Below are 23377 nucleotides of genomic sequence, written 5' to 3'. Positions count from 1 at the left end.
TGCCAATATTATGATGAAATACTTAAAAAACCTAACCCCCACTCAGCTTATCGGAATTAGCATCTTGGCGGCACTCCTCATCTTTGCCTATGGTAGTCCACTCATACGCCCCCATGACATGGCACTGCAAAACCTAGATGTTATCCTATCTGCCCCCAGTGGCAAGCACCCCTTTGGTACTGACCATCTAGGGCGTGATATGATGGCTCGCCTTGCGTCCGCCATTCGCTTGTCTTTTTCGCTCATTGTTGGCTCGGTGGGGGTGTCGCTCATCTTTGGGCTACTGTTTGGCTTGCTGGCGGGAATTTTTGGAGGGATTTTGGATAACTTTTTTAACTTTATCTGTGATTGTATCATGGCATTGCCTGGTTTATTGTTTATCCTACTGTTTGCGTCTATCGCCCCCAACAGTTTTTGGTCGCTGTATCTGGGCGTATCACTTGTCATGTGGGTGGAGTTTTTTAAGATGACCCGTGCGATGAGCCTAACCTTACGCAAATCAAGCGAAGTACAAGCCAGTACACTCATGGACATGGGGCTGTGGTACATCATCAAACGCCACTATCTGCCACGGCTCGCCCCTGTCATGTGGACACTCTCAGCATTTGGGGCGGGTAATGCGGTGCTAGCCCTTGCCACGCTTGGCTTTGTCAATGTCGGTCTTAAACCACCGACCGCCGAGCTGGGTCTGATGATGACCGAACTATTTCCTTATTATTATGAAGCGCCTTTGGTGTTCTTTTTGCCGATTATTACCGTGTTTTTACTCGTGCTTTCTTTTCAATTATTATCAGGCAAACAGGACGGCTAGTCATGCAAAACACCCAATCATCACAAGATATCTTAATTCAAATCAATAACTTATCTGTCCACACTAAAGACGGTGCTACCTTAGTCGAGCCCATTAGCCTTAGCATAAAAAAGGGGCAAAATTTAACCATCTTAGGTGAGACAGGGTCGGGCAAAAGCCTGCTTGCCCAAGCGGTCATGGGGGCATTGCCTAAGGGCTTGACGGTCAAAGGACAAATTCTCATCAACGGCAAAACGCTCCATGACGGACAAGGCGAGCTTGATGAACATCAATTTGCCAAGCTGTGGGGGCGTGATTTGACCATGCTCCCCCAAGAGCCAGTGCGTTCGCTTGACCCCACCATGACGGTGTTTCGCCAGATTTGGGAGAGTCTGCATTTTGTCAAACGAGTCGATAACTCTGCCGCCAAAGACACCACCTTACGCACCTTAGAGCAACTCTCCTTAGTCCACGCCAAAGACTGCTATCCACATGAGCTGTCAGGGGGCATGGCACAACGTGCATCCTTTGCGTCTGCTACCGTGAGTGGGGCGTACATGGTTATCGCCGATGAACCCACCAAAGGGCTTGACCACACCAATAAAATCGCTGTCGTGGACATGCTTGGCCAAGTCGCCAAACAAGGCGGCTGCCTTTTGACCATCACGCATGACATCGAAGTCGCCAACCGTCTAAGCACTGATAACGACCTGCTTATTGTCATGAAAAAAGGTAAGCTCTTAGAGCAAGGGCAAGCCACCGATGTCCTACAAAATCCCAAATCCGACTACGCCAAAGAGCTGATGAGTGCCAACCCTGCCACATGGACAAAGGCGGACATCACGCCTGCTAAGACGCCCCTTTTGACCTTAAAAGACGTGGCCATCAGTCGTGGCAACAAAGAGCTGTTTAGTGGGCTAAACATCACGCTCCATGCAGGGCAGGTGGTGGGACTTATCGGCGATAGCGGTATCGGTAAAAGCTCGCTCGGGGACGCCATTTGCGGGCTTATCAACCCGTCCAAAGGGGTGATGACATGGCACACCAAACCCAAACGCCACCAAGTGCTAAAACTCTACCAAGACCCACCGTCCGCTTTCGCCCAAAACATCACGCTTGGCACGCTCATCGATGACGTGGTCAAACGTCATCACCTTGATAAAAGCCAAATCGCCCCGCTCATGGAAGCCTTACAGCTCCACCCCGACCTTCTGCACCGCACCAGTGAGAGCGTCTCAGGGGGCGAGCTTCAACGCATTGCCATCATGCGAGCTTTGATGGTGAAACCTGTGCTACTGTTTGCCGATGAAGTTACCAACCGCCTAGACCCCATTACCCAAAAAACCACATTAGATTTACTCACGCACGCCTGTCGCACCCAAAACTGCACACTGGTTATGGTCAGTCATAGCCACGATTTGACACGGCATTACTGTGATACGGTGGTGGATCTGACGGATTATCGTTAGTCTGGTGTAGAGAGTTTGGCATTTTAGCGACAAGAATTTTTGTCAAAATTATGCTAAAATAAATAGGTGCCAGTTACTAGCTGGCACCTATTTATTTTATTAACAAAAACAACAATGAACGGAACGATCGTGAGCGAACAGGATAATAACACACCCACCCTTTTAGACCCCGCATCAGTCGGTATCGTAACACCCCAAACCTTGCATTTTGATGAGCCATTGACCTTAGAATGCAAGCGGGTGTTGCCGTCATTTGACTTAGTCATCGAGACTTATGGCGAGCTAAATGCCGACAGAACCAACGCCATTTTAATCTGCCACGCCCTATCAGGCTCACACCACGCCGCAGGCTATCACAGTGAGAGCGACACCAAAGCAGGTTGGTGGGATAATCTGATTGGCAATGGCAAGGCGATAGACACGAGCCGATTTTTTGTGGTGTGCCTAAACAACATCGGCTCATGCCACGGTTCCACAGGCCCCACCACCATCAATCCTGCCACAGGCGAGATTTGGGGGGCGGATTTTCCACTCATCACGATAAAAGACTGGGTAAAAACCCAAGTCATGCTATCAGACCGCCTAGGGATTGCCAAATGGCACGCCATTGTCGGTGGAAGTATGGGCGGTATGCAGGCGTTGCAATGGTCGGTGGACTACCCCGACCGCTTAGAACGCGCCGTCATCATCGCAAGCACACCCAAGCTCTCCGCCCAAAACATCGCCTTTAACGAAGTCGCTCGCCAGTCTATCCTATCCGACCCCGATTTTCATGACGGCTGGTATCTCAAACACGGCACTTATCCTAGACGTGGGCTGATTTTAGCTCGTATGGTGGGGCATATCACCTACATCACCGAAGAGGCGATGAAAGCCAAGTTCGGACGGGACTTAAAATCAGGTAAATTCATGTACGGCTATGATGTGGAATTTCAAGTAGAAAGCTATTTGCGTTATCAAGGCGAACGGTTTAGCAAAAATTTTGATGCCAATACTTACCTACTCATGACCAAAGCACTGGATTATTTTGACCCGACACGGGATTATACGAAAGATGAGCTGGGCGAAAAAGAAGCTCTCAAACAAACGCTTGCTCGCACCAAGTGCCAATTTCTCATCGTCTCGTTTACCACCGATTGGCGGTTCACGCCTGAGCGGTCGGTTGAGATTGTGGACGCTTTAATTGCAAACGACAAGCGAGTGAGCTTTGTCAATGTGGACGCACCGCACGGGCATGATTCGTTTTTGTTTAACATTCCCCGTTATACGACTGCCGTTCGGGGCTTTTTGAACGCTCCTGTCATCAAACGACAAACAGGCGACATCACACCCCAAGAGATTTCACAATTGGCAAGACAATAAAATAAGGAAACTCATGAACAACATCGACCACCAACTTGCCGAAAAATGGATAAAACCCAACTCAAAGGTCCTAGATTTGGGCTGTGGGGACGGCACACTATTGGCTCATCTGCAAGAACGTCTGGGCGTGTTTGGCTATGGCATTGAGATTGACCCTAACAAAATCAATGAAGGCATTACCAAAGGGCTAAACATCGTAGAGCAAGACCTAAATGACGGCTTGGCTCGCTTTTCCGACAACAGTTTTGATACCGTGGTGATGGCTCGTGCCTTGCAAGCGGTCAAAAATCCTGAAACCTTGCTAAACGATATGCTAAGAGTCGCTAAATTTGGCATTGTAACTTTTCCAAACTTCGCCTATTGGCAAAACCGCATTTATCTTGGCATTAAAGGCATTATGCCGATGAGTGAGACCTTGCCCCACCAATGGTACAACACCCCCAACATTCATCTTTGCACCTTTAAGGATTTTGAACGACTGTGCCACGACAACAACATTCGCATTTTAGATACGGTCGCCCTATGGGACAACCCCAATCCCAAAATCCCTGCCTTTGTTCGTGATAAAATAGTCAAAAAAGCCCCCAACCTGTTGGCGGACGTGGCGGTGTTTCGAGTGGCGCGCACCTAAAATAAAAAATTAGTAAGCATAGAAATGCAATTTAGTAAGTTTATTTGCCATTTTGTAACATCTGTTTGATTGAGTTTATCTAATCAAGATGTTAATATAGTTCGGGTATGCTTAAATATCTAGAGCGCCCCATTTTAATGACTTATCATCCATTAAGTCATTTTTGTTTTAAAAAATCAGTGGAGTTACCATGAAAGTCCTAAAAGCTATCCTACTTTCAACCATTCTAGGATCAGCGACGCTTGCAAGCGCACAAAACCCATCATCTACTTCGCGCTTTGAGACCATGGACATCGCAAGCCTAACTTCACAAGCCTCTCAAGGCAATCATCACGCACAGTTTTTCTTAGCCAAACGCCTACAAAAAGGTGAAGGCGTACAAAAAGACGCCAATCGCGCTGCCTACTGGTACACGCGTGCCGCCGAACAGAATATTGCTCCTGCACAGCTAAACCTTGGCATCATGTATCTGCGTGGTGAAGGCGTCAAGGCCGACATGGCAACTGGTCGTAAATGGCTAGAGAGCGCAGCACACCTAGGTGACAATCGTGCAAGCTACGCCCTAGCGATGATCGACGAAAGACAACAGCACCTTGTTGATGCCTACAAATGGTACGACCTATCTAGCCGCGACGGTATGCTAGACGATAACATCCGCGGTAAAGCTCAAGCCAAGATCGGTCAGCTCGCCCTAAACCTATCATCAAGCGACATCGAAAAAGCCAAAAACAGCGCCAATCATTGGTTTCAAAATCAATGATTTTATGATGGTAAAATGACACCCAACCCCTACCTGACCAATGATTAAAACAAGCTGCCCTGACCCCTCAGACAAGGCAGCTTTGTTTCAAAACCTAACCGTGCCAATTTTTCTTTTAACATCACGATATTATAAAAAGAATGGGCGTTGGTCGTATTTTGAAAATAAATGAACAATTCATCAAAGTATTGCCTATTGGCAAAAATCTCATCGGCGATTTTACTAAGTTCATCATCGCTATAACGATGATCGTGTCGCTCTTTGGCAGTTTTTTCGTCCCACCAGCGTGGATTGTTGCCGTGTAGGCGATAATACGCCGTGCGTGCATTCGCCCAAAAAGGCGTGTTTGGCAGTCCGATATTTTTTGGATAATCAGCGTTTACCCAAATCAAATTGGGCGATTTGGCAAAATGGGCAAATACAGGGTCGACATGCCAACTGGGGTGGCGAAACTCTATGGCAAGCAGATGTCCATCAAACCATGTTGCCATCTCGCCCAAATACCGACGATTGGTGATGGTTCGTTCAAAGCTGTGGGGGAATTGCAATAACAGCGGAGCCAACTGCTTGCTAAAAGGCGTTAAAATGTGTAAAAAATTTTTGGCGGATTGGGCGGTGGCAGTACGAGCATGGCTAAAATCTTGGTGTAGTTTGAACGAAAATTTTAGCCGTTTATCAGCTTTGGCAAACATACCTTGCACAGTCTTTTGACCAATGGGTGCGTGAAAACTGCTGTTTATTTCTACACAATCATAATGATTGGCATAATGATGTAAAAAGTCATTCGGCCGTGCATTGTGCGGATACAGCACTCCAATCAAATCATTGTCGCCATATCCGCCTGTGCCAATATGAATACGCTTCACCAACTTAATCAATCGGTGGCGTGTAAGTGCCGTTTTTGATGTCGTCTTTGATGCGTTCTGCTTCTTGTAAGACTTGGGTAAGCAACGCTTGAACATTGTCAAGCGTGGCAATGGGGCTAAGCGTGGTCATTTTTAAAGATTGTACATCACGATTTTTGTCAATCACACGAGTTACCCCAATATTTGCCTCACCACGAGCAAACAGCTCATCTGCGACATTTTGATTAAGACTATCAATCAAATGCGTTGGATACTCTTTTGGCACAACACGAAACAGCACGCTGGCAAATTGCGGTTCAATAAGCAACTCCAAACCGTCCGTTGCTTTAATATAATCCGCCACTTGACGAGTTAATTTCACGCCATGGTCAATCATTGAGCCATACAACTCTTCACCCAGAGCTTCAATGGTCATCCACAGCTTTAACGCATCAAATCGGCGAGTGGTCTGCAAAGACTTTGACACCAAATTTGGCACGCCGTGTTCTTCATCATAAGCTGAGTTTAGATATTCTGCTTCATAGTGCATAAAGCGGTAGTTTTGTTCGTCTTTTAATAAAAACGCACCGCATGAGATGCTTTGGAAAAAATGCTTATGAAAATCAAGCGTGATCGAGTCGGATAACTCAATGCCGTCAAGCATATCACGGTATTCATTGGATAAAATCAATGCTCCGCCCCATGCCGCATCAATATGCAGCCACGCCCCAAAGTCATCACACAGCTTGCGAATGGCCTTGATGTCATCAATCGCCCCTGCGTCCGTTGTCCCTGCTGTTGCCACCACGCACGCCACGATTTTGCCATCTGCTTTTAAATCCGCCATGGTTTTGGCAAGGGCATCTGTATCCATCTTGGCATTATCGTCCACAGGCACGGTAACGACAGATTGAAAGCCCATGCCCATCATTGCCATGTTTTTTTGCACGCTAAAATGAGCATTCTCTGAGCAAATCACTTTGACTGCTTGCATGGCGTCTGCTGGAATGCCGTCTTGTTGAACCGACCATTCTCTGCCGTCTGCATTTTTCCAGTGCTTCGCAATTGCCCAGTCTCTTGCTAATAGCACGCCCATCAAATTGGACTGCGTACCTCCTGATGTGAACACGCCTGCCTGCCCTGCCCCATAGCCGACCTTTTGGCGTAGCCAGTCAATGAGCTGTACTTCCATCAGCGAGCCTGCTGGCGACTGGTCCCACGAGTCCATGGATTGGTTGGTGGCGTTAATCAGCACTTCAGCAATTTGCGATGTTACCATGGTTGGGCAATGCAAATGAGCAAGCGAGTGGGGATGATGAACTTTTAAACTTTTGTTTAAAAAAAGCTCCACCAACCGCTCCAACGCCTTATCCGCACCCAAGCCATCTTTGGCAGGGTTAAAGGCGATTTGTGAGCGTAACTCTTTAATGCTACCGCCTGTGTACATTTTGTCGTTTTTAAGCCATGCCGTTACCGCTTTGACAGCGTCCGTCATCGCACGTTCATAGTCTGCTATGGACTGGCTATCATTACAAAGTAAGGCTTGACGATGTTGTTCAAGAGTTAGCATGGCTACATCCTAAAAGTAAAAAATGCTTTATTTTAGCATATTTGCATCATTTAATATACCTTATTATTTTCGGTTAATTCATTAATCTTTTGCACCACTTGATAGCCTACTTCATCATTTATTTCAAAAAATCGTTTGGCACAAGCAATTTTAAACCGCTCTTCCCACTTCAATTTATCAACCACCACCCCATCTTGAATGGATTTATCGCCTGTATTTTTGGTTTCGGCAATAAAATAAACCTGCTCGCTATTTTTATTGATGACAATCGCCCAATCAGGATTATAATTACCGATTGGTGTTGGGATTTTAAATTTTTTGGGTAATTTAAAATAAAAATCTACTTGCTCATCATAATTTTCACAATCTGTGGCGAATTGATGTTCGGTGATTGAATCCAAATCCAGCACACCATTATAAATGGTTTTATCCATTTTATTCACATCAAAAGTGTATTGATTGGTATAAATTTGATAAGTCTCAAACAGATTTTGTTCATAGATTTCATCTAATTTTTGATAATAAATGCCGTTTTTCATCAAATCGTACAGTTCATTATTAATGAGTTCTGCCACAATTTCAATAAAGCGTTGTGGGTTATTTTTAATCTCATCAATTCTGCCAGATTGCCTTAAAATCTCTACCAAAGTTTGACGAGTCAATCCCGTTTTATTTTGCAATGCCTTTAAAATATCAGGTATGGCAATTTTTTTGTTCAAATACTGATAATCAGAATAAACCTCTTCTGTCTGTACACCCATTTCACTGTTTTGAATGAGTCGTGCTTTTTTAATTTCAATTTTTGGTTTGGCAATGGTTGGCATTTTGTTTAATGCTTGGCTTGCCAATTTAATCAATTCATCGCTATCAAATGCAACACGATATTTGGTTTTTTGACGGATACGCTCCCAAATTTGTAAAAATAGTGGGTCGGTAAACGCATCAAAACGGTAAGTTACCGTGCGTTCATTTTCGGCATTTTTAATATGCGTTTTTTCAAATTTCACACCACAATCATCGATATATTCCTGCTGTAAACTGCTGGCAAATTGCTCATAGCTTTCATTGGGAATCACGGTCAAAATATTAACCTGTTCATCATAAACTCTCTCGCCATTTTGATTGACACACAGTCTTAGACCACGCCCTAGCTCTTGGCGTTTTTTAATGGTAGATGTGGTTTCATTTAAAGTACAAATCTGAAAAACATTGGGATTATCCCAACCTTCTTTTAAGGCTGAATGACTAAAAATAAAGCGTACAGGTTCATCAAGCGACAATAACCGCTCTTTATCCCTCATAATCAATTCATAAGCATCATTATCATCTTTGGTTGTGCCGTTACTATTTTTGGCATTGCCTTTTTTGTCTTGGCTAAAATAGCCACTATGTACGCCACTTGCTGATTGTTTGGTTTCTAATTCATACAATTCTTCAAACCAATGATAAAATTTACCGATTTCGCCTTGTGCATTGGTGCGATAGTTTTCTACCTTATCAATAAAAAATAGCGATAATACTTTAATACCTAATGGATTTAACTGCTTTTCACGCTGTAAATGTACTTTAATCGTGGCGTGAATTTGCTGTTTCATAATATCATCTTTAAGATAATCCAAATTGACGCCACGGGCAATTTCTATACCATTAGAAAATCTAACTATCTGGTTTTCCAAATCAATACCATTAACAATAAATCCTTGATAATTGGGATTTTGTTTTGATTTTTCATACAAATCATCGCCTGTTTTTATAGTAACTGATTTGCGTTTTAATTCTTTATTTTCATTGATATCAATGATAATTTTGGCTTTTAATCCGCCTTTATTAACGACTTCTTTTAATTCAATAAAGGCATTATTTTTATCCTGCGACACCACAGAATTGACCACGATTTGTTTTACCAATCCTTGTTCAAATGCTTGTACAGGATTTAGGCTGTATACTTTATTGATAATTTCTTTATGCGTTGCTGAATAACCGACCGTGAATAATGGATTTAAATTATCAATGGCATTTTTTCGTTTATCACTGCTGATATTTTGTGGTTCGTCAATAATAATGATTGGATTCGTTGCTTGGATTAACTCCATCAATACGCCATTTTCTCGTTCTTGATTGATGATATTGCTTTCTTTTTCAAAAGATTGAATATTCATCACCAAAATTTCGATATGTGTACTTGTCGCAAAATGTTTTAATAAGTTTGTTTTGCGTCCGCTATATTCGCCATAATGATAAATCGGCGAATTAAATTCATCTTTAAAATATCCTTTTGTGCTATTTAAAGTCTGCAATACACCTTCACGAATGGCGACACTTGGCACAACAATGATAAATTTTCGCCAGCCATAGCGTTGATAAAGCTCAAAAATGGTATTTAAATAAACAAAAGTTTTACCTGTACCCGTTTCCATTTCTACACTAAAATACAAATTATCCAATTTATCAGACAAAGAAAGCTGATTTTGCGTTTGGATATTTTTTAAATTATCAAAAATATCATCTTTGGATAATGATAATTCATTGGCAATGACACGCATATTGTCTTTATCCGACAAGCTAAAATCATCTTGATGATGTGTGATTTCGCCCTGAAATAAATCCACAATACTGTCAATCGCCTGTTTTTGATAATCTAACTGTTCGTATTGAATTTGCATCATCCATTCCCCCAATAATTAAATGCTTTCAAAATTTAGTCCAGCATCTTTAAATTGCAAAATCACATTGGATTTTTCGCTGTCATTTAAAAATGCTTTGTCTAGGACAACGGTTTTGGCAGGTTTTTTGTCAATAATGGCGTTAAACTCATCTTGGGATAATGAATTTAGTACAATGGCGTATGATTTATTTTTACAAGTTAGCCAATAAATGCCGTTATCAAATTTAATATCCGCCGTTAATTTTAATCCCATTTTTAATAGCAATTCATAGATAACATTCATTTCATTGGCATTATCTTTTAGGGGGTCAATATACATTTCTAATTGCTTGGCAATATCGTCATCGTCAATTTGCCACGCTTTAAAATTACTATCACTTAATTTAAAAACCTTAAATCCTGTATCTAGCATTTTATCGGGATTTTCAGCTTTGATTTTTGCTCCTGCACGGCGAATGCGTTCTTTGGAGATATCGCTAATGGTTTTAAATCCTGCTTTATGGGCTTCAGATTTTTCATCGGTGAGTTCAGGTAATTGCACCATTACAAATTGACGATTGCCGTTATCTTCTGCGTTTAATTGCATGACAGCATGGGCAGTGGTTGCCGAACCTGCAAAAAAGTCTAGGATAATAGAGTTTTTGTTACTTGCTATTTCCAATAAATGTTTGATAAGAATTGTTGGTTTTGGAGTATCAAAACATTCTCTACCAATTCCTAAATCACTAATTTCATCTTTTGCAACAGATAAACTTCCATGTTCCAATAATAGATTTAAATACACATTTTCAGATAACTCATAATCATCTGCTCTTTTAATATAATAAACTTTATTCTTACTTTCATCAAAATAAAGTTTATTTTCTAAAATGAGTTGTTCAACTCTTTCTTTGCCAATAGTCCACCGCTTGCCTGAACTTGGTTTAAATATAGTACCAGTTTCAGGATTAACAATATCAAATAGCATGGTAGGTCTTGCATAACCGCCAGAATTGGTTTTTTCCATACCTTCAAGATTATATTCTCCAATATTATCTTTATATCTGTAATTACGCTCAATATCTCTATAGTTTAAAACACCTGCTTTTTTATTTTTAAAATAACATAAAATATATTCAGTTAAACAACCTAATACTTTTTCCGTATTTCCTGCACCACCTTTCTTTTTCCAAACTAATTGTTCATAGTTATCGTCAGAAAAAATCTCATCACATAATAATTTTAATTGAGCCTGTTCATTATCATCAATACTGATAAATATCACGCCATCATCAGAAAGTAAAGTATGGGCCAAATGCAATCTTGGCAACATCATATTAAGCCAATTAGAATGATAATGCCCATTGTCTTTGCTATTCTTTTTAAAAGATTTTAACAATTCGCCATTGATATTTCTATCGCCTGTGGCAATTTCATAATCTTTTTTGCTTTGGCTAAAATCATCGTGATAAATAAAATCATTGCCCGTATTATAAGGTGGGTCAATGTATATCATTTTGATTTTGCCTGCATAGGATTTTTGTAATATTTTTAGAGCTTCTAAATTATCACTTTCAATAAAAATGTTTTGTGTGGTATCAAAATCCACGCTCTCGGCAGGACAAGGCATAAGCGTGTTATTGGTAGGGGCTTGTAGGGCTTGATAGGCGGTTGATTTGCCTGCCCAATTCAAGCCGTAGCGCTCGTTTTGAGCAAGGTGGTCGCCCAGTAGGGTTTTGAGTTTTTCTAGGTCTAGGGCGTGTTCGCTAAAAATTTCAGGCAGAATTTGACGAAGTTTGGCTAATTTTTCACCAAAAAATTCGGTATTATGGGCGGTTTTTAGGCTGTTGGTTGGTTGGTTGGTTGGTTGGTTGGTTGGTTGGTTGGTTGGTTGGTTGGTTGGTTGGTTGGTTGGTTGGTTGGTTGGTTGGTTGGTTGGTTGGTTGGTTGGTTGGTTGGTTGGTTGGTTGGTTGGTTGGTTGGTTGGTTCATTTTGCGATTTTCCATAGCAATTGTCAAGTAAAATTTTTTATTCTAACAAATTGTTTGATAAACATAAAGCCCATTTTTGGCAAAAAATAAAGGCGTACCATTTAGCACGCCTTTATTTTTAAATTACAATTAACGCCTAGCTACGAACCGCTTTTACCGCTTCACCCACCGCCTTTTTGAAGCGATCAATGACCGTCTGACATTCTTCACGAGTGATGGTGATTGGACACAGCAAACGCACCACCGTACCGCCACGACCACCACGCTCTAGCAGTAGTTTATTGTCAAAGCACGCTTTTTGGATAGCGACCGCAAGCTCACTGTCGGCAGGGTATGACCCCATATGGTCGGCAGGCTTACGCTCGTCTACAATCTCAATACCAGTCATCAGACCACGTCCACGCACATGACCGATACAGGGGAATTCTTGTGCAATTTTACGCAGTTCATCACGCAAAAATTCACCTTGGATGCGTGAGTTTTCGGCAAGGTTATTGTTGGTGATTTGTTCTAGAACATTATAGCCTGCTGCCATGGCTAGCTGATTACCACGGAAAGTACCTGTATGACCTGCTGGCGACCACGCATCAAATTTTTTGTTAATGGCAAGCACGGCAAGGGGTAAACCACCGCCCACCGCCTTAGACATAACGACCACATCAGGGACAATATCGGCGTGTTCAAAGGCGAACATCTTGCCAGAGCGAGCAAAGCCTGCTTGCACCTCATCTAGGATAAGCACGATGTCGTGTTTGGCAGTAACCTCACGAATTTTTTGTAGCCATTTTTTGGGCGCAGGGACAACACCGCCTTCGCCCTGAATGGCTTCTAGGATAACGGCAGCGGGTTTTACCACACCACTTTCCACATCTTCGATGAAGTTTTCAAAATAATAAGTTAAAGCGTCCACACCCGCTTCACCACCCAGACCCAGTGGGCAACGGTATTCGTGTGGATAAGGCATAAACTGCACGCCTGCCATGAGATTGCCCACTTTTTCTTTAGCGGATAAGTTGCCTGTCATGGCAAGCGCTCCGTGCGTCATGCCGTGATAACCGCCAGAGAATGCGATGACATTATCACGCCCTGTGTAGGTTTTGGCAAGCTTGATGGCAGCTTCTGTACCGTCAGCCCCTGTTGGACCGCAAAACTGCAAGACAAAATCTTTTGGAAAGAATGATAACAATTTTTCGGTGAATGCGTCTTTGATTGGCGTAGTGATGTCAAGGGTGTGCAGTGGCAAACCGCTTTCTAGCACGTCTTTAATGGCGTTGATTGTGGCAGGGTGATTGTGTCCTAGGGCTAGCGTACCTGCTCCTGCTAGGCAGTCAAGGTATTCGTTGCCTTCTACGTCAGTAACCCAGCACCCTTGTGCTTTGGCAATGGCTAGGGGGAGTTTGCGTGGGTAGCTACGGACATTTGACTCCATCTGGTTTTGACGAGTCAAATAGTAGTCGTTGGTTGCACCGTCTTTGGGGGCTGTTGGGGCATGATTTACAAAATGAACGCTCATATCGGATTACCATCTCAGATAAGGGTTAAAAGAAAAACCTATGAATACAATCTCAATCTTATCAATCACATATGAAAATTTGATGACTGCATCCCTAAACCCAAACCCAATTTATCAACTAAAATTTGGGTTTAACAAGGTTTGGCGACGTTCGGCGTGTGGTTCAATGAAGTTAGGAATGATAGTTAAGAAAAATCCATTGCACACCAGTTTTGCAAGAGCAATTACCCTACTGTCTTTATGGAGATAAAATAAGGCAATTCAACCGCTTGCACGGCAATACTTTTGAAAATTAAAACAAATGTAAAATCATTAAAATTAAAAAAGTGGCAAATTATAACACACAGGGAAAATTTGGCAAGGATTTTATGATCAAAATCTAAAAAAGGTTGCTCAAAATACACTAAAATAAAAACACCGCCAATCGCTTGACGGTGTTTTTTTAATCAAATCAGATTAGGCAAGTTGTGCTACGCTGATTTTGTCTGATTTCTCGGTGTACTCAGCCATTTGGTCGAAGTTTAGGTAGTTATAAACTTCAGCTTCCATAGACTCAAGCTTACCTGCATACGCCATGTACTCTTCTACGCTTGGCAATTTACCAAGTACAGAAGCGACAGACGCAAGCTCAGCAGAAGCTAAGTATACATTTGCACCTTGACCTAGACGGTTCGGGAAGTTACGAGTAGAAGTCGATACCGCTGTAGAGTTAGGAGCGATACGAGCTTGGTTACCCATGCATAGTGAACAGCCTGGCATCTCGGTACGTGCACCTGCTTGGGCGTAAGTGTTGTAGTACCCTTCGTCCATCAGCTGACGTTCGTCCATTTTGGTCGGTGGCGCGATCCACAGACGAGTGGTTAGGCTACCTGCTGGTACTTCAGACAGAAGCTTACCTGCGGCACGGAAATGCCCGATGTTGGTCATGCACGAACCGATGAATACTTCATCAATCTTATCGCCTGCAACTTCTGATAGCAATTTGGCATCATCAGGGTCGTTCGGGCAGCATAGGATTGGCTCTTTGATGTCGGCTAGATCGATCTCATACACTTTAGTGTATTCTGCATCAGCGTCGGCTTTTAGTAGGCTTGGGTTGTCTAACCATTTTTGCATGTTCTCAGCACGACGAGCTAGGGTGCGAGCGTCGCCATAGCCTTCGGCGATCATCCATTTTAGCATGACGATGTTAGAACGCAGGTATTCAGCCACTTTCTCTTCTGATACCGTGATCGCACAGCCAGCAGCTGAACGCTCAGCAGATGCATCAGACAATTCGAATGCCTGCTCAACAGTTAGGTCGTTTTCCATCTCGGTTAGGTCGATCTCTAGAATACGGCCAGAGAAAATATTTTTCTTACCCTTTTTCTCAACAGTCAAGTCGCCTGCTTGGATTGCATAGTAAGGGATAGCATGTACTAGGTCACGAAGCGTGATGCCAGGTTGCATTTTGCCTTTGAACTTGACAAGTACAGACTCAGGCATGTCAAGTGGCATCACACCCGTTGCAGCAGCGAACGCCACCAGACCAGAACCCGCTGGGAATGAAATACCAATCGGGAAGCGAGTGTGTGAGTCGCCACCGGTACCTACAGTATCAGGCAGTAGCATGCGGTTTAGCCATGAGTGGATAACGCCGTCACCTGGGCGTAGAGACACACCGCCACGGTTCATGATGAAATCAGGTAGCGTATGATGAGTTACCACGTCAATCGGCTTAGGATAAGCTGCGGTGTGACAGAACGACTGCATCACTAGGTCAGATGAGAAGCCTAGGCAAGCCAAGTCTTTTAGCTCGTCACGAGTCATCGGACCTGTGGTGTCTTGTGAACCAACAGTAGTCATCTTAGGCTCGCAGTAGGTGCCTGGACGGATGCCTTGACCTTCTGGCAGACCACATGCACGACCAACCATTTTTTGAGCCAAAGTAAAGCCCTTTCCTGTGTCAGCAGGTTGATCTGGGGTGCGGAATAGAGTAGATGGCTCTAGACCTAGTGCTTCACGCGCCTTACCCGTTAGGTTACGACCGATGATTAGGTTGATACGACCGCCAGCACGCACTTCGTCTAATAGTACAGGAGTTTTTAGTTTAGACTCAGCAATTTGTGAACCGTTTTTGAATGCAGTTACAGTTGCGGTATCGTGGTCAATTTTTAGGGTAACTTCATCACCCATGTTCATGTCAGCAACATCGATCTCAACAGGTAGCGCACCTGCATCTTCCATGGTGTTGAAGAAAATCGGAGCGATCTTGCCACCTAGGCACACACCGCCGTCACGCTTGTTAGGGATGTGTGGAATGTCGTCACCGAAGAACCATAACACAGAGTTAGTCGCTGATTTACGGCTAGAGCCTGTACCCACAACGTCGCCCACATAGGCAACAGGATTACCCTTAGCGATTAGGTCTTTGATTTGGCTTAGTGGACCAACTTCGCCATTTTTTTCTGGGTTAATGCCGTCTCTGGCATTTTTTAGCATGGCGTTGGCATGTAGTGGAATGTCAGGACGGCTCCATGCATCTTGGGCTGGAGATAGGTCGTCTGTGTTGGTCTCGCCAGTTACTTTAAATACAGTAATGGTCATCTCGCTAGGCACGTCTGGGCGGCTGGTGAACCACTCGCCTTCTGCCCATGATTCTAGTACTGCTTTGGCGTTGGCGTTGCCTGCTTTGGCTTTCTCTTCTACGTCATGGAACGCATCGAATACCAGTAGAGTCTTCTTAAGTGCTTCGGCAGCCAATCCACCAAGCTCAGCATTGTCTAGTAGGTCAACCAATGGCGCAACGTTATAACCACCAAGCATCGTGCCTAGTAGATATACTGCGCGCTCTTTGGTGATTAGTGGTGAATTTGCTTCACCTTTAACAATAGCGTTCAAAAAAGCAGCTTTAACGTAGGCAGCTTGGTCAACACCTGCTGGTACGCGATTCTCTAATAGATCAACCAAATATTCTTCTTCGCCAGCTGGTGGGTTTTTTAGTAGTTCTACCAGATCTGCTGTCTGTGCGTCGGTCAATGGCTGTGGTGGCACACCTAGCGCTTCACGCTCAGCGACGTGGGCTCTGTATTCAGTTAGCATTTGCGACATAGCTTTATCTCCATGTGAGGTCATAAGTGCTTGATAGTGGTTATCATTATACAAACAATTATCAAGTGCCTAGACGTTGATTTTACAGGCATTTTCGCCTAAATTTACTCTTAATTATAATAACTGAAATTTGGCATAAATTCAAAAAATTATCTCTCATAACCAACATTTATTTAAAAAATGGTTAAGGAGTTTATCATGCCTAAATGCAGTTCACCGATAGCCTAAACAGCCAAAATACCCGCCCCAACCCTGAGATTTATAAACCATCTCAAGATTAGGGCGGGATTTGTTAATAATGGTGTTCTATAAATAATTGCAGACAAGCACGAATCCCTTTTATAACAGGGAAGGTTTTGAACGTATTAGATGGAGATATGTATTTAATCTACAGATTTCTTAATCCCTTTTATAGCAGGGAAGGTTTTGAACATGAGTGAGCTGGCAAACGGTCGTGTGAATACGTCTTAATCCCTTTTGTAACAGGGAAGGTTTTGAACAAACCTTGTTCGTAAGTCTGTCACATTTGACGTGTCTTAATCCCTTTTATAACAGGGAAGGTTTTGAACTCACAAGCCAACAGAAGCAGAGATTGAAGCGGTGTCTTAATCCCTTTTATAACAGGGAAGGTTTTGAACCTTAGTTTCGTAGGCTTGATTGCCTTGATAATCGTCTTAATCCCTTTTATAACAGGGAAGGTTTTGAACTCTCCAGATGAAGTTAAAGGCTTAGCTAGTAAGTCTTAATCCCTTTTATAACAGGGAAGGTTTTGAACGTAAATGGCTTGTTCAGCTTGCTCGGCTAATCTAGTCTTAATCCCTTTTATAACAGGGAAGGTTTTGAACTCACAAACGAACCAATGACGATAACCGCCATAAGTCTTAATCCCTTTTATAACAGGGAAGGTTTTGAACGTTAGACGAAGATGAGCTACCCTTTGGAGTATTGTCTTAATCCCTTTTATAACAGGGAAGGTTTTGAACAACTCAGGGCTTGCGATGAGTGCCACTCCAACCGTCTTAATCCCTTTTATAACAGGGAAGGTTTTGAACCTAGATAGCCATACATGGGTATTACCAGATAACGTCTTAATCCCTTTTATAACAGGGAAGGTTTTGAACCAATGGCAATCCACATTGCACCAGCTACAGCTGTCTTAATCCCTTTTATAACAGGGAAGGTTTTGAACTTATGCAACAAGTGCAAGCAGTTACACCGCCAGTGTCTTAATCCCTTTTATAACAGGGAAGGTTTTGAACTAACTTAACATAGGACTAGCAATGTATCTATACGTCTTAATCCCTTTTATAACAGGGAAGGTTTTGAACTGCACTCATTTAAAAATAACAAGTAAAATCAAACGTTTGCAGATCAAATTTTTGTTCAAAAATTGTTTAATAAAAGTTAATGTAGATTAAGGAAGCCTAAATAATTAAAAATCCTTAAAAAACAATAACTTATAAATTTGACACCGATTAGGATTATTTATATAAAACCAAGTTATTAAATAGTCGACCAACGTCAAATTATCGGTTATTTTAACAAGAATCATCGCAATCCACAAGCATTTTACCACATGATTTGACCCCCATTCTCGCCGAACAGCTGTATGTTTGGCGAGCGGTTGCCTTGAATGTGTGCATTTTCTAATGATTCCGTTTCATATATCTTAACGTCATCCTCCTTTGTGATGATTGTCTTTAGTCGTGCGATGATGGCGTCCATATCGGCAGCCCTGAGCGTGGCAAAATACACCGAACGCTGTATGGGTATTGCATGGCTGCTAATAAGCCGATAGACTTTGGCAAGACGTCTTTTGCAAGATATGTCGTAGCATATCAAAAAATTCTTAGGTGTCTTTTGTTTGTATGGCATGGCTGATTACGCTCCGCTTTTGGTTAAGTCTTGCATAAACATGAGTTTGGTTTGGGTTTTGGTTAGTCTTTTTAAGAATATATGAGCATGTCTATGGGCTTGACGCTGCAACTTTGGTTTTAGTTTTACCCAATGGCGATAAAACACTGCTCGCCCTGCTTTATTCATGGTACAAGCATACTCACCGTCGAAGTCGAACATCTCCAAGTCAAATTCCTCATCTTGAACCAATTGCCAAACCCACGCTTCAATGTCCGCCCGCCCAATCTCGGCAAAATCACAAGCCAATGACTGTCGCCCATAAGTCTCGTCATGCAGAATCCCCAAGAACGGATCTAGCCCGATGGCATAGAGCGACTGCTCATAAAGCTGCGTCATGAGTGTATAACCCAATGACAAAAGAACATTAATGGGGTCTTTTGGCGGTCTGCGGTTACGAGTGACGAATCGCCATTTTTGATCAAAAAATCTACGATATGCGCCAAAAAATAGCTGCGCTGAGCTGCCCTCAACTCCTCGCAGGCTGTCAAGGCTGGTCGGTGTTATGCCTTGATAACTGTGAATCAGCTTATCCATCACTGCCTGTAGCATAGCATCCTCCGACAGCGATATGTGTCCAGACAGCTTAACCAACAGCAGTGCTTGACGGCGTAGCTTTAAACGAATCAGGCGAGTCGCCCATGCCAATCTAAGCGCTTCACTCTGGCATAGTTGATACTGATGAACTCTTCTTGATACATTACCCCTAAAATTGCCGATCAGACGGCACGCCTGCCCCGTGCGATGTGTCGGTAACACACTAACAGTGATATCACACTTGGCGAGCTTGGTCAGTAGCGTACTACTCATCGTAACACCACACCCTATCACCAATGAATCCATCTGAGTGAATGACACGCTGATGGGATGCACAAAACTCTCATGACACACCATGAGACGATTACGTTCACTGTATAGGTGAGCATCCTTTTGATCTATGACAAGTGTTTTGATCATCGTCGCACTCCATCTCAAACCTGATCAGCCGATGTACATCCAGTCATCATCGATACTAATACGGTTGACTGACTGATGACTCCAATAGCTGCTCTTGATGACAAACAAACAAAAAGTATCATCCTCGATGACGTCATTGACATCCAAGATCAATTGCTTCTTTTGAAGTGGTGAAAGCTGGCACTCGTAGGCAGATTTTTGATGGGTTATGCTATGATTCTTTAGAAGCTGACATACCTGCCCACGAATACGCTCATCTTTGATATCATACGCCACCAAATAATCTGACATCACCCCTCCTATGATACAATATTTCTAAACGTTAAGTTGATACGGCTATTTCTGATTTTGGCTTGTTTTGGGACGCTGTGTTGCCAATGGTGCTGCAGTTCACCTGCCATGACCAACACACTGCCGTGGTGGAGTGGGATTTCTAGTTTGGTGGCATGGTCGTCTGTTAGACGCAATAGGAATCGCCTGCTTTCGCCAAAATTAACGGACGCAATCATGGGGTTTTTGCCCAGTTCTCGCTCGGCATCGGTATGCCAACTGATGTGGTCGTCCCCTGTGCGATACCAGTTGAGTAGTACGCTATTAAAACGACGTTTGCAGATTTTGCCAAGTTCATCGTTTAACGACAATAGTTTGTCCGTCCATGCCTTAGGCTCTAAGGTAATGCCCGAGTAAGTATAGGGTTTATCACTGTCGCCATACCATGCCGAAATGCGTGGCAGGCGATGTTCTTTGCCGTACATTTTGATGGTGTCTTGGTGCCATTGGATGTTGGTAAAGGGCATCTCATTGATATTTGGCTCGTTTTGCCAGTCGTGAGTATGATGATTAACCCCATCACACGCTAAAAAATAATCCACAAACTCGTCCGCCGCCTGCTTGTCAAAATAAGCAGGCGCATAGTATAGCCGTCCATAAGGCACGTCAATGACAATACCCCTGCCATCATCGTGGGGATGAGCGTCAAAAGGCGTGCCTTGGAATTTGCCACTCGTAATCAGATCTGTTGGGGCAGGTGTATCAAAAAATAAATCCATGATATTTTCCTTATAAGATTAAGCCACTTGATGATTGTAATAATCATTGTTGGCACTTAGCGCCATATGAATGGATAGTGCCGTACTGGTTTGCCAGCGGTTTTGAATAACACGATAAGAATAATGCTCCACCGTGCGAGCGTAGATGGTAGGATTGGCATTACCCACAAGCAAGGCAGACAACTGACGAAAGCCCTTATAGCTGTCCGAATAGTTGGGAGCAGATGCGATGACAATATTCTCACCTTGCGTGGCGTGAATCTCACGCACCACCGAGCCTAGACTCACTTGCACGCCCACCACATCTAGCACATTCGAAAACAGATGCAAAGTAGTACTGACATTGCTCTTGATATGGTTTGGTAAATGCACTTGGGCAATCTCCACGCATTGAACACTTAACGTCAAATCCATGCCGAGCGCGTCCGCACGAGCAGCGATCAACTCTCTGGCATTTTGTAACGCCAAGTTAGATGGCTCCAAAAGGTGGACATTCAAGCTGACGTGACAGCTGACATTTTTGGCAATAAAATCAAGCACTGCCAACGTCGCCACACCCTGACCACAACCATAGTCGACGATATTTAGGTGTAGCGAAGAGTCATCCATGCTGATTTGCTCATTAAGAGCAGCCATCATGCTTTGATAGTGCTGCATGGCGTAGGCGGCAGTATAAAACTGAGTCTCAATATCGCAACTCAAAGGACGCTTAGCACGATTCGTTCTATTAACAAATGCATTGTACGTTAGACGAGAGCGGTTATTTTGATACGCATGAACCGACTGCTCGTAGTAGCCCTGAAAAGAAGTGAAGTTAGCAGCTTGAGTGTTTTGGATTTGATTTGACATAATACACACCTTTTTAAGTTATCTAAATTTGATGCGTATTATGCCGTGTGCTTATAGATTTTTAGGGTTTTGTAAGCTTATCTTAGCTGGTACTGTCCAAGCCCAAACACCGTCCCCTTGCCGATATGCAGCCACTGCCCTAAATGCAGATAATGGTATAGTCGCTCGCTCACACCGTGCAGCTCAATCCGCCCCACCAAACCATCCTGAGGAATAACCCGATGTTGGCGATGAGAGAAGCGAGACCAAGCCCGATAGGATAAATAACACTCACCAGTGACATTCTCAATATCCTGATAAACGGATTTAAGCTCATCATCATCTGGCTTATCTCCATATACCGCCGATAACTGCACATAACGGCGCATCAATGCCTGACAAAATAGTGAGACGGCCAAATCCTGTGAATTCAAGAGCTTGCCGTGATGCTGTATCCGCGTGGGCGTAAATAGGTCTAGGATAAGCGCGGTGGGCGGCATGGGTTTGATAGGGCTACCGAAAGGGCTGTCAAATTTGCTCATGCCGATGAATTTGGCAGTCGCTTTGGTTTTGTCTTTTTGGTCAAATCCCACCGACAAAGCTCGTCTCCAAGCCAGCTCTATCATCATCTGCTCGCTGTGGGCGACTTTGCCAATTAGCGTCATATAAAAATAAGCCGTCTGCCCTGCCTTGATATGGCGCGGCAAGCTGTGGGCTTCTACAATAAAAGGTGGCGGTGTGTCTTGCTTGCGGTCATGCGTGTGGGTTTGGGGTGGGTCAAACAATGTGCGGTATAGACAATCCCCCTGACAACGACAAGATCTACCATTGGCAGTGGGGCAAGCCATAGATTTTAGGGCGTGCCCAAACATTCCACGTAGTGCAGAACCTGCATAGCTTTGCAAATGTATGTCATTATCAGCGCAAAAACTGATACGGTAGCGGGTGATATTAATCATACTTGCCCCTAGTAACTTTTTGATAGCCAGTAAGCTTTATCAATCGTTCGCATGGCGGGTAGCTGGTGCCATATCACGTCTGTATGCCAGTTTTGGGTGCGGATATTATTTGCAAAATCAGTAAGCTGCCTTCTCATCGCATCTTGCCATTTGCTTTGGGTCGCAAAAATCTGTACGCCGTCTTGCCATACGCCTTCACGATTTGCCTTTAAAAGCCCCTTATCCGTCAATAGCTCCACCGCTTCAGATTTGGTAAATCCGCCCCTGCCATTTGGCTCGCCCTTCACCCATGTATCAAGCATAATCCACACATCAGGCTTACACCCAACCAGCCAACTTCTGTCTTCTATATCAATGCCGTTATCCACCTGCATGCCGTTGTACATGGTTGCAGATACCACATCAAAATCACCGACAATATAATGCACCAAATGATAGACAACGTCAAGCAGCGCCCCACCACCTGCTTTTTGGCGGTCGCCGCGCCATTTTAAATCAGGCTTATCAATCGCAGCTTGCAATCCCTTACCCAAATGCAAATGGGCGTGTAACTCTTGGATTTTGATTTTATGTTTTTGTAAAAATTTAACCAAAAACTGATAGCTGGCGTGCTGACGGCGTTGAATGGCAGTTTGTAATTCACAATGAGCATTGTGGGCAGTATCCATAAAGGTTTTGGCTTCTTGATAGTCTCGCCCCAATGGTTTTTCTTTTAACAAGGGTTTGCCCAAAGCCAAAATATCCGCCCAAATACCGCCATAGACATCGTGGGGGAGTGCCAAAATCAATGCATCAAACGCCAATCCGCTCGCCTTTAACTCATCAAGCGATTGAAAGCACTGTAAGTTTAACTCGCCAAAACGCGCGCACACTTCTTTGTGGCGGTCAGTATTACCGTCAATTCCTGCAATAATTTGAACATCTTGATGACCCACACTCGCATCCAAATGTTCAAACGCTTGATTGCCCAATCCAAAAATAACCGCCTTAATCGGTGTATTCAT

General features: G+C 43.5%; 19 protein-coding genes and 1 CRISPR repeat array. Of the genes, 6 read left to right on the top strand and 13 right to left on the bottom strand.

The window, feature by feature from the left end; translation table 11 throughout:
* Positions 1-10 precede the first annotated feature (10 nt).
* The 5 genes from AAX10_RS02305 (at position 11) to AAX10_RS02285 (ending at position 5012) form a co-directional block, all read left to right on the top strand.
* Positions 11-811, top strand: a complete 801-nt coding sequence (locus tag AAX10_RS02305; protein ID WP_226997801.1) for an ABC transporter permease — start codon at positions 11-13, stop codon at positions 809-811.
* A 2-nt stretch (positions 812-813) separates the two neighbouring features.
* Entirely contained in the window at positions 814-2259 is a 1446-nt protein-coding gene (locus tag AAX10_RS02300) for an ABC transporter ATP-binding protein (protein WP_046699717.1), read from the top strand.
* A 114-nt stretch (positions 2260-2373) separates the two neighbouring features.
* Positions 2374-3621 carry a homoserine O-succinyltransferase MetX gene (gene metX / locus AAX10_RS02295; RefSeq protein WP_046699716.1) on the top strand — a complete coding sequence of 416 codons (1248 nt, stop codon included), beginning with the start codon at positions 2374-2376 and terminating at the stop codon, positions 3619-3621.
* A gap of 13 nt (positions 3622-3634) precedes the next feature.
* On the top strand, positions 3635-4252 hold the full coding sequence (gene metW / locus AAX10_RS02290) for a methionine biosynthesis protein MetW (protein ID WP_036364449.1): 618 nt from the start codon (positions 3635-3637) through the stop codon (positions 4250-4252).
* Between the two features lie 190 nt (positions 4253-4442).
* Positions 4443-5012 carry a tetratricopeptide repeat protein gene (locus AAX10_RS02285; protein WP_046699715.1) on the top strand — a complete coding sequence of 190 codons (570 nt, stop codon included), beginning with the start codon at positions 4443-4445 and terminating at the stop codon, positions 5010-5012.
* Between the two features lie 44 nt (positions 5013-5056).
* On the opposite strand, the gene AAX10_RS02280 is transcribed toward AAX10_RS02285, so the two are convergent.
* From AAX10_RS02280 to AAX10_RS02265, 4 genes are read right to left on the bottom strand one after another with little or no spacing between them, the layout of a single operon-like run.
* Entirely contained in the window at positions 5057-5878 is an 822-nt protein-coding gene (locus AAX10_RS02280; RefSeq protein WP_046700565.1) for a DUF72 domain-containing protein, read from the bottom strand.
* A 4-nt stretch (positions 5879-5882) separates the two neighbouring features.
* Entirely contained in the window at positions 5883-7427 is a 1545-nt protein-coding gene (locus AAX10_RS02275; protein WP_046699714.1) for a pyridoxal phosphate-dependent decarboxylase family protein, read from the bottom strand.
* Positions 7428-7477: 50 nt separating this feature from the next.
* A complete protein-coding gene (locus tag AAX10_RS02270) occupies positions 7478-10090 on the bottom strand; it encodes a restriction endonuclease (RefSeq protein ID WP_046700564.1) in 2613 nt (870 codons plus the stop codon).
* 18 nt (positions 10091-10108) lie between these two features.
* Positions 10109-11680, bottom strand: a complete 1572-nt coding sequence (locus AAX10_RS02265) for a site-specific DNA-methyltransferase (RefSeq protein WP_046700563.1) — start codon at positions 11678-11680, stop codon at positions 10109-10111.
* A gap of 242 nt (positions 11681-11922) precedes the next feature.
* Here AAX10_RS02265 and AAX10_RS10580 point away from each other — a divergent pair, with 242 nt between their 5' ends.
* On the top strand, positions 11923-12153 hold the full coding sequence (locus AAX10_RS10580; RefSeq protein WP_420812462.1) for a hypothetical protein: 231 nt from the start codon (positions 11923-11925) through the stop codon (positions 12151-12153).
* A gap of 46 nt (positions 12154-12199) precedes the next feature.
* Here AAX10_RS10580 and AAX10_RS02260 read toward each other — a convergent pair whose 3' ends face one another.
* The 9 genes from AAX10_RS02260 to AAX10_RS02220 all read right to left on the bottom strand — a co-directional run bounded on the left by AAX10_RS02260 (position 12200) and on the right by AAX10_RS02220 (position 23377).
* Entirely contained in the window at positions 12200-13576 is a 1377-nt protein-coding gene (locus AAX10_RS02260) for a diaminobutyrate--2-oxoglutarate transaminase (protein WP_046699713.1), read from the bottom strand.
* Between the two features lie 456 nt (positions 13577-14032).
* Complete coding sequence (locus tag AAX10_RS02255; protein WP_046700562.1) at positions 14033-16657, bottom strand: bifunctional aconitate hydratase 2/2-methylisocitrate dehydratase; 2625 nt, start codon at positions 16655-16657, stop codon at positions 14033-14035.
* 335 nt (positions 16658-16992) lie between these two features.
* A CRISPR array of direct repeats spans positions 16993-17994; the repeat unit is 36 nt; unit sequence GTCTTAATCCCTTTTATAACAGGGAAGGTTTTGAAC.
* A 241-nt stretch (positions 17995-18235) separates the two neighbouring features.
* The gene (gene cas2, locus AAX10_RS02250; RefSeq protein ID WP_080702241.1) at positions 18236-18541 is read right to left on the bottom strand and encodes a CRISPR-associated endonuclease Cas2; all 306 of its coding nucleotides are present in this window, start codon (positions 18539-18541) and stop codon (positions 18236-18238) included.
* Positions 18542-18547: 6 nt separating this feature from the next.
* On the bottom strand, positions 18548-19537 hold the full coding sequence (gene cas1 / locus AAX10_RS02245; RefSeq protein WP_080946987.1) for a CRISPR-associated endonuclease Cas1: 990 nt from the start codon (positions 19535-19537) through the stop codon (positions 18548-18550).
* 24 nt (positions 19538-19561) lie between these two features.
* Entirely contained in the window at positions 19562-19828 is a 267-nt protein-coding gene (gene cas2 / locus AAX10_RS02240; protein WP_046699712.1) for a CRISPR-associated endonuclease Cas2, read from the bottom strand.
* An 8-nt stretch (positions 19829-19836) separates the two neighbouring features.
* Positions 19837-20586: an alpha-ketoglutarate-dependent dioxygenase AlkB family protein gene (locus AAX10_RS02235; protein WP_080946986.1), complete on the bottom strand. Its 750-nt coding sequence runs from the start codon at positions 20584-20586 to the stop codon at positions 19837-19839.
* Between the two features lie 18 nt (positions 20587-20604).
* Positions 20605-21435 (bottom strand): hypothetical protein, encoded by an 831-nt coding sequence (locus AAX10_RS02230; RefSeq protein WP_046699711.1) that lies wholly within the window; start codon positions 21433-21435, stop codon positions 20605-20607.
* Between the two features lie 77 nt (positions 21436-21512).
* Complete coding sequence (gene cas6 / locus AAX10_RS02225) at positions 21513-22373, bottom strand: CRISPR system precrRNA processing endoribonuclease RAMP protein Cas6 (RefSeq protein WP_036366579.1); 861 nt, start codon at positions 22371-22373, stop codon at positions 21513-21515.
* A gap of 8 nt (positions 22374-22381) precedes the next feature.
* On the bottom strand, positions 22382-23377 hold the full coding sequence (locus AAX10_RS02220; protein ID WP_036366578.1) for a Gfo/Idh/MocA family protein: 996 nt from the start codon (positions 23375-23377) through the stop codon (positions 22382-22384).

The sequence above is a fragment of the Moraxella bovoculi genome, assembly GCF_000988745.2.
GTDB classification, from domain to species: domain Bacteria; phylum Pseudomonadota; class Gammaproteobacteria; order Pseudomonadales; family Moraxellaceae; genus Moraxella; species Moraxella bovoculi.
The sequence above is the reverse complement of the archived record's forward strand: the minus strand, read 5'-3'. Positions and strand labels throughout refer to the sequence as shown.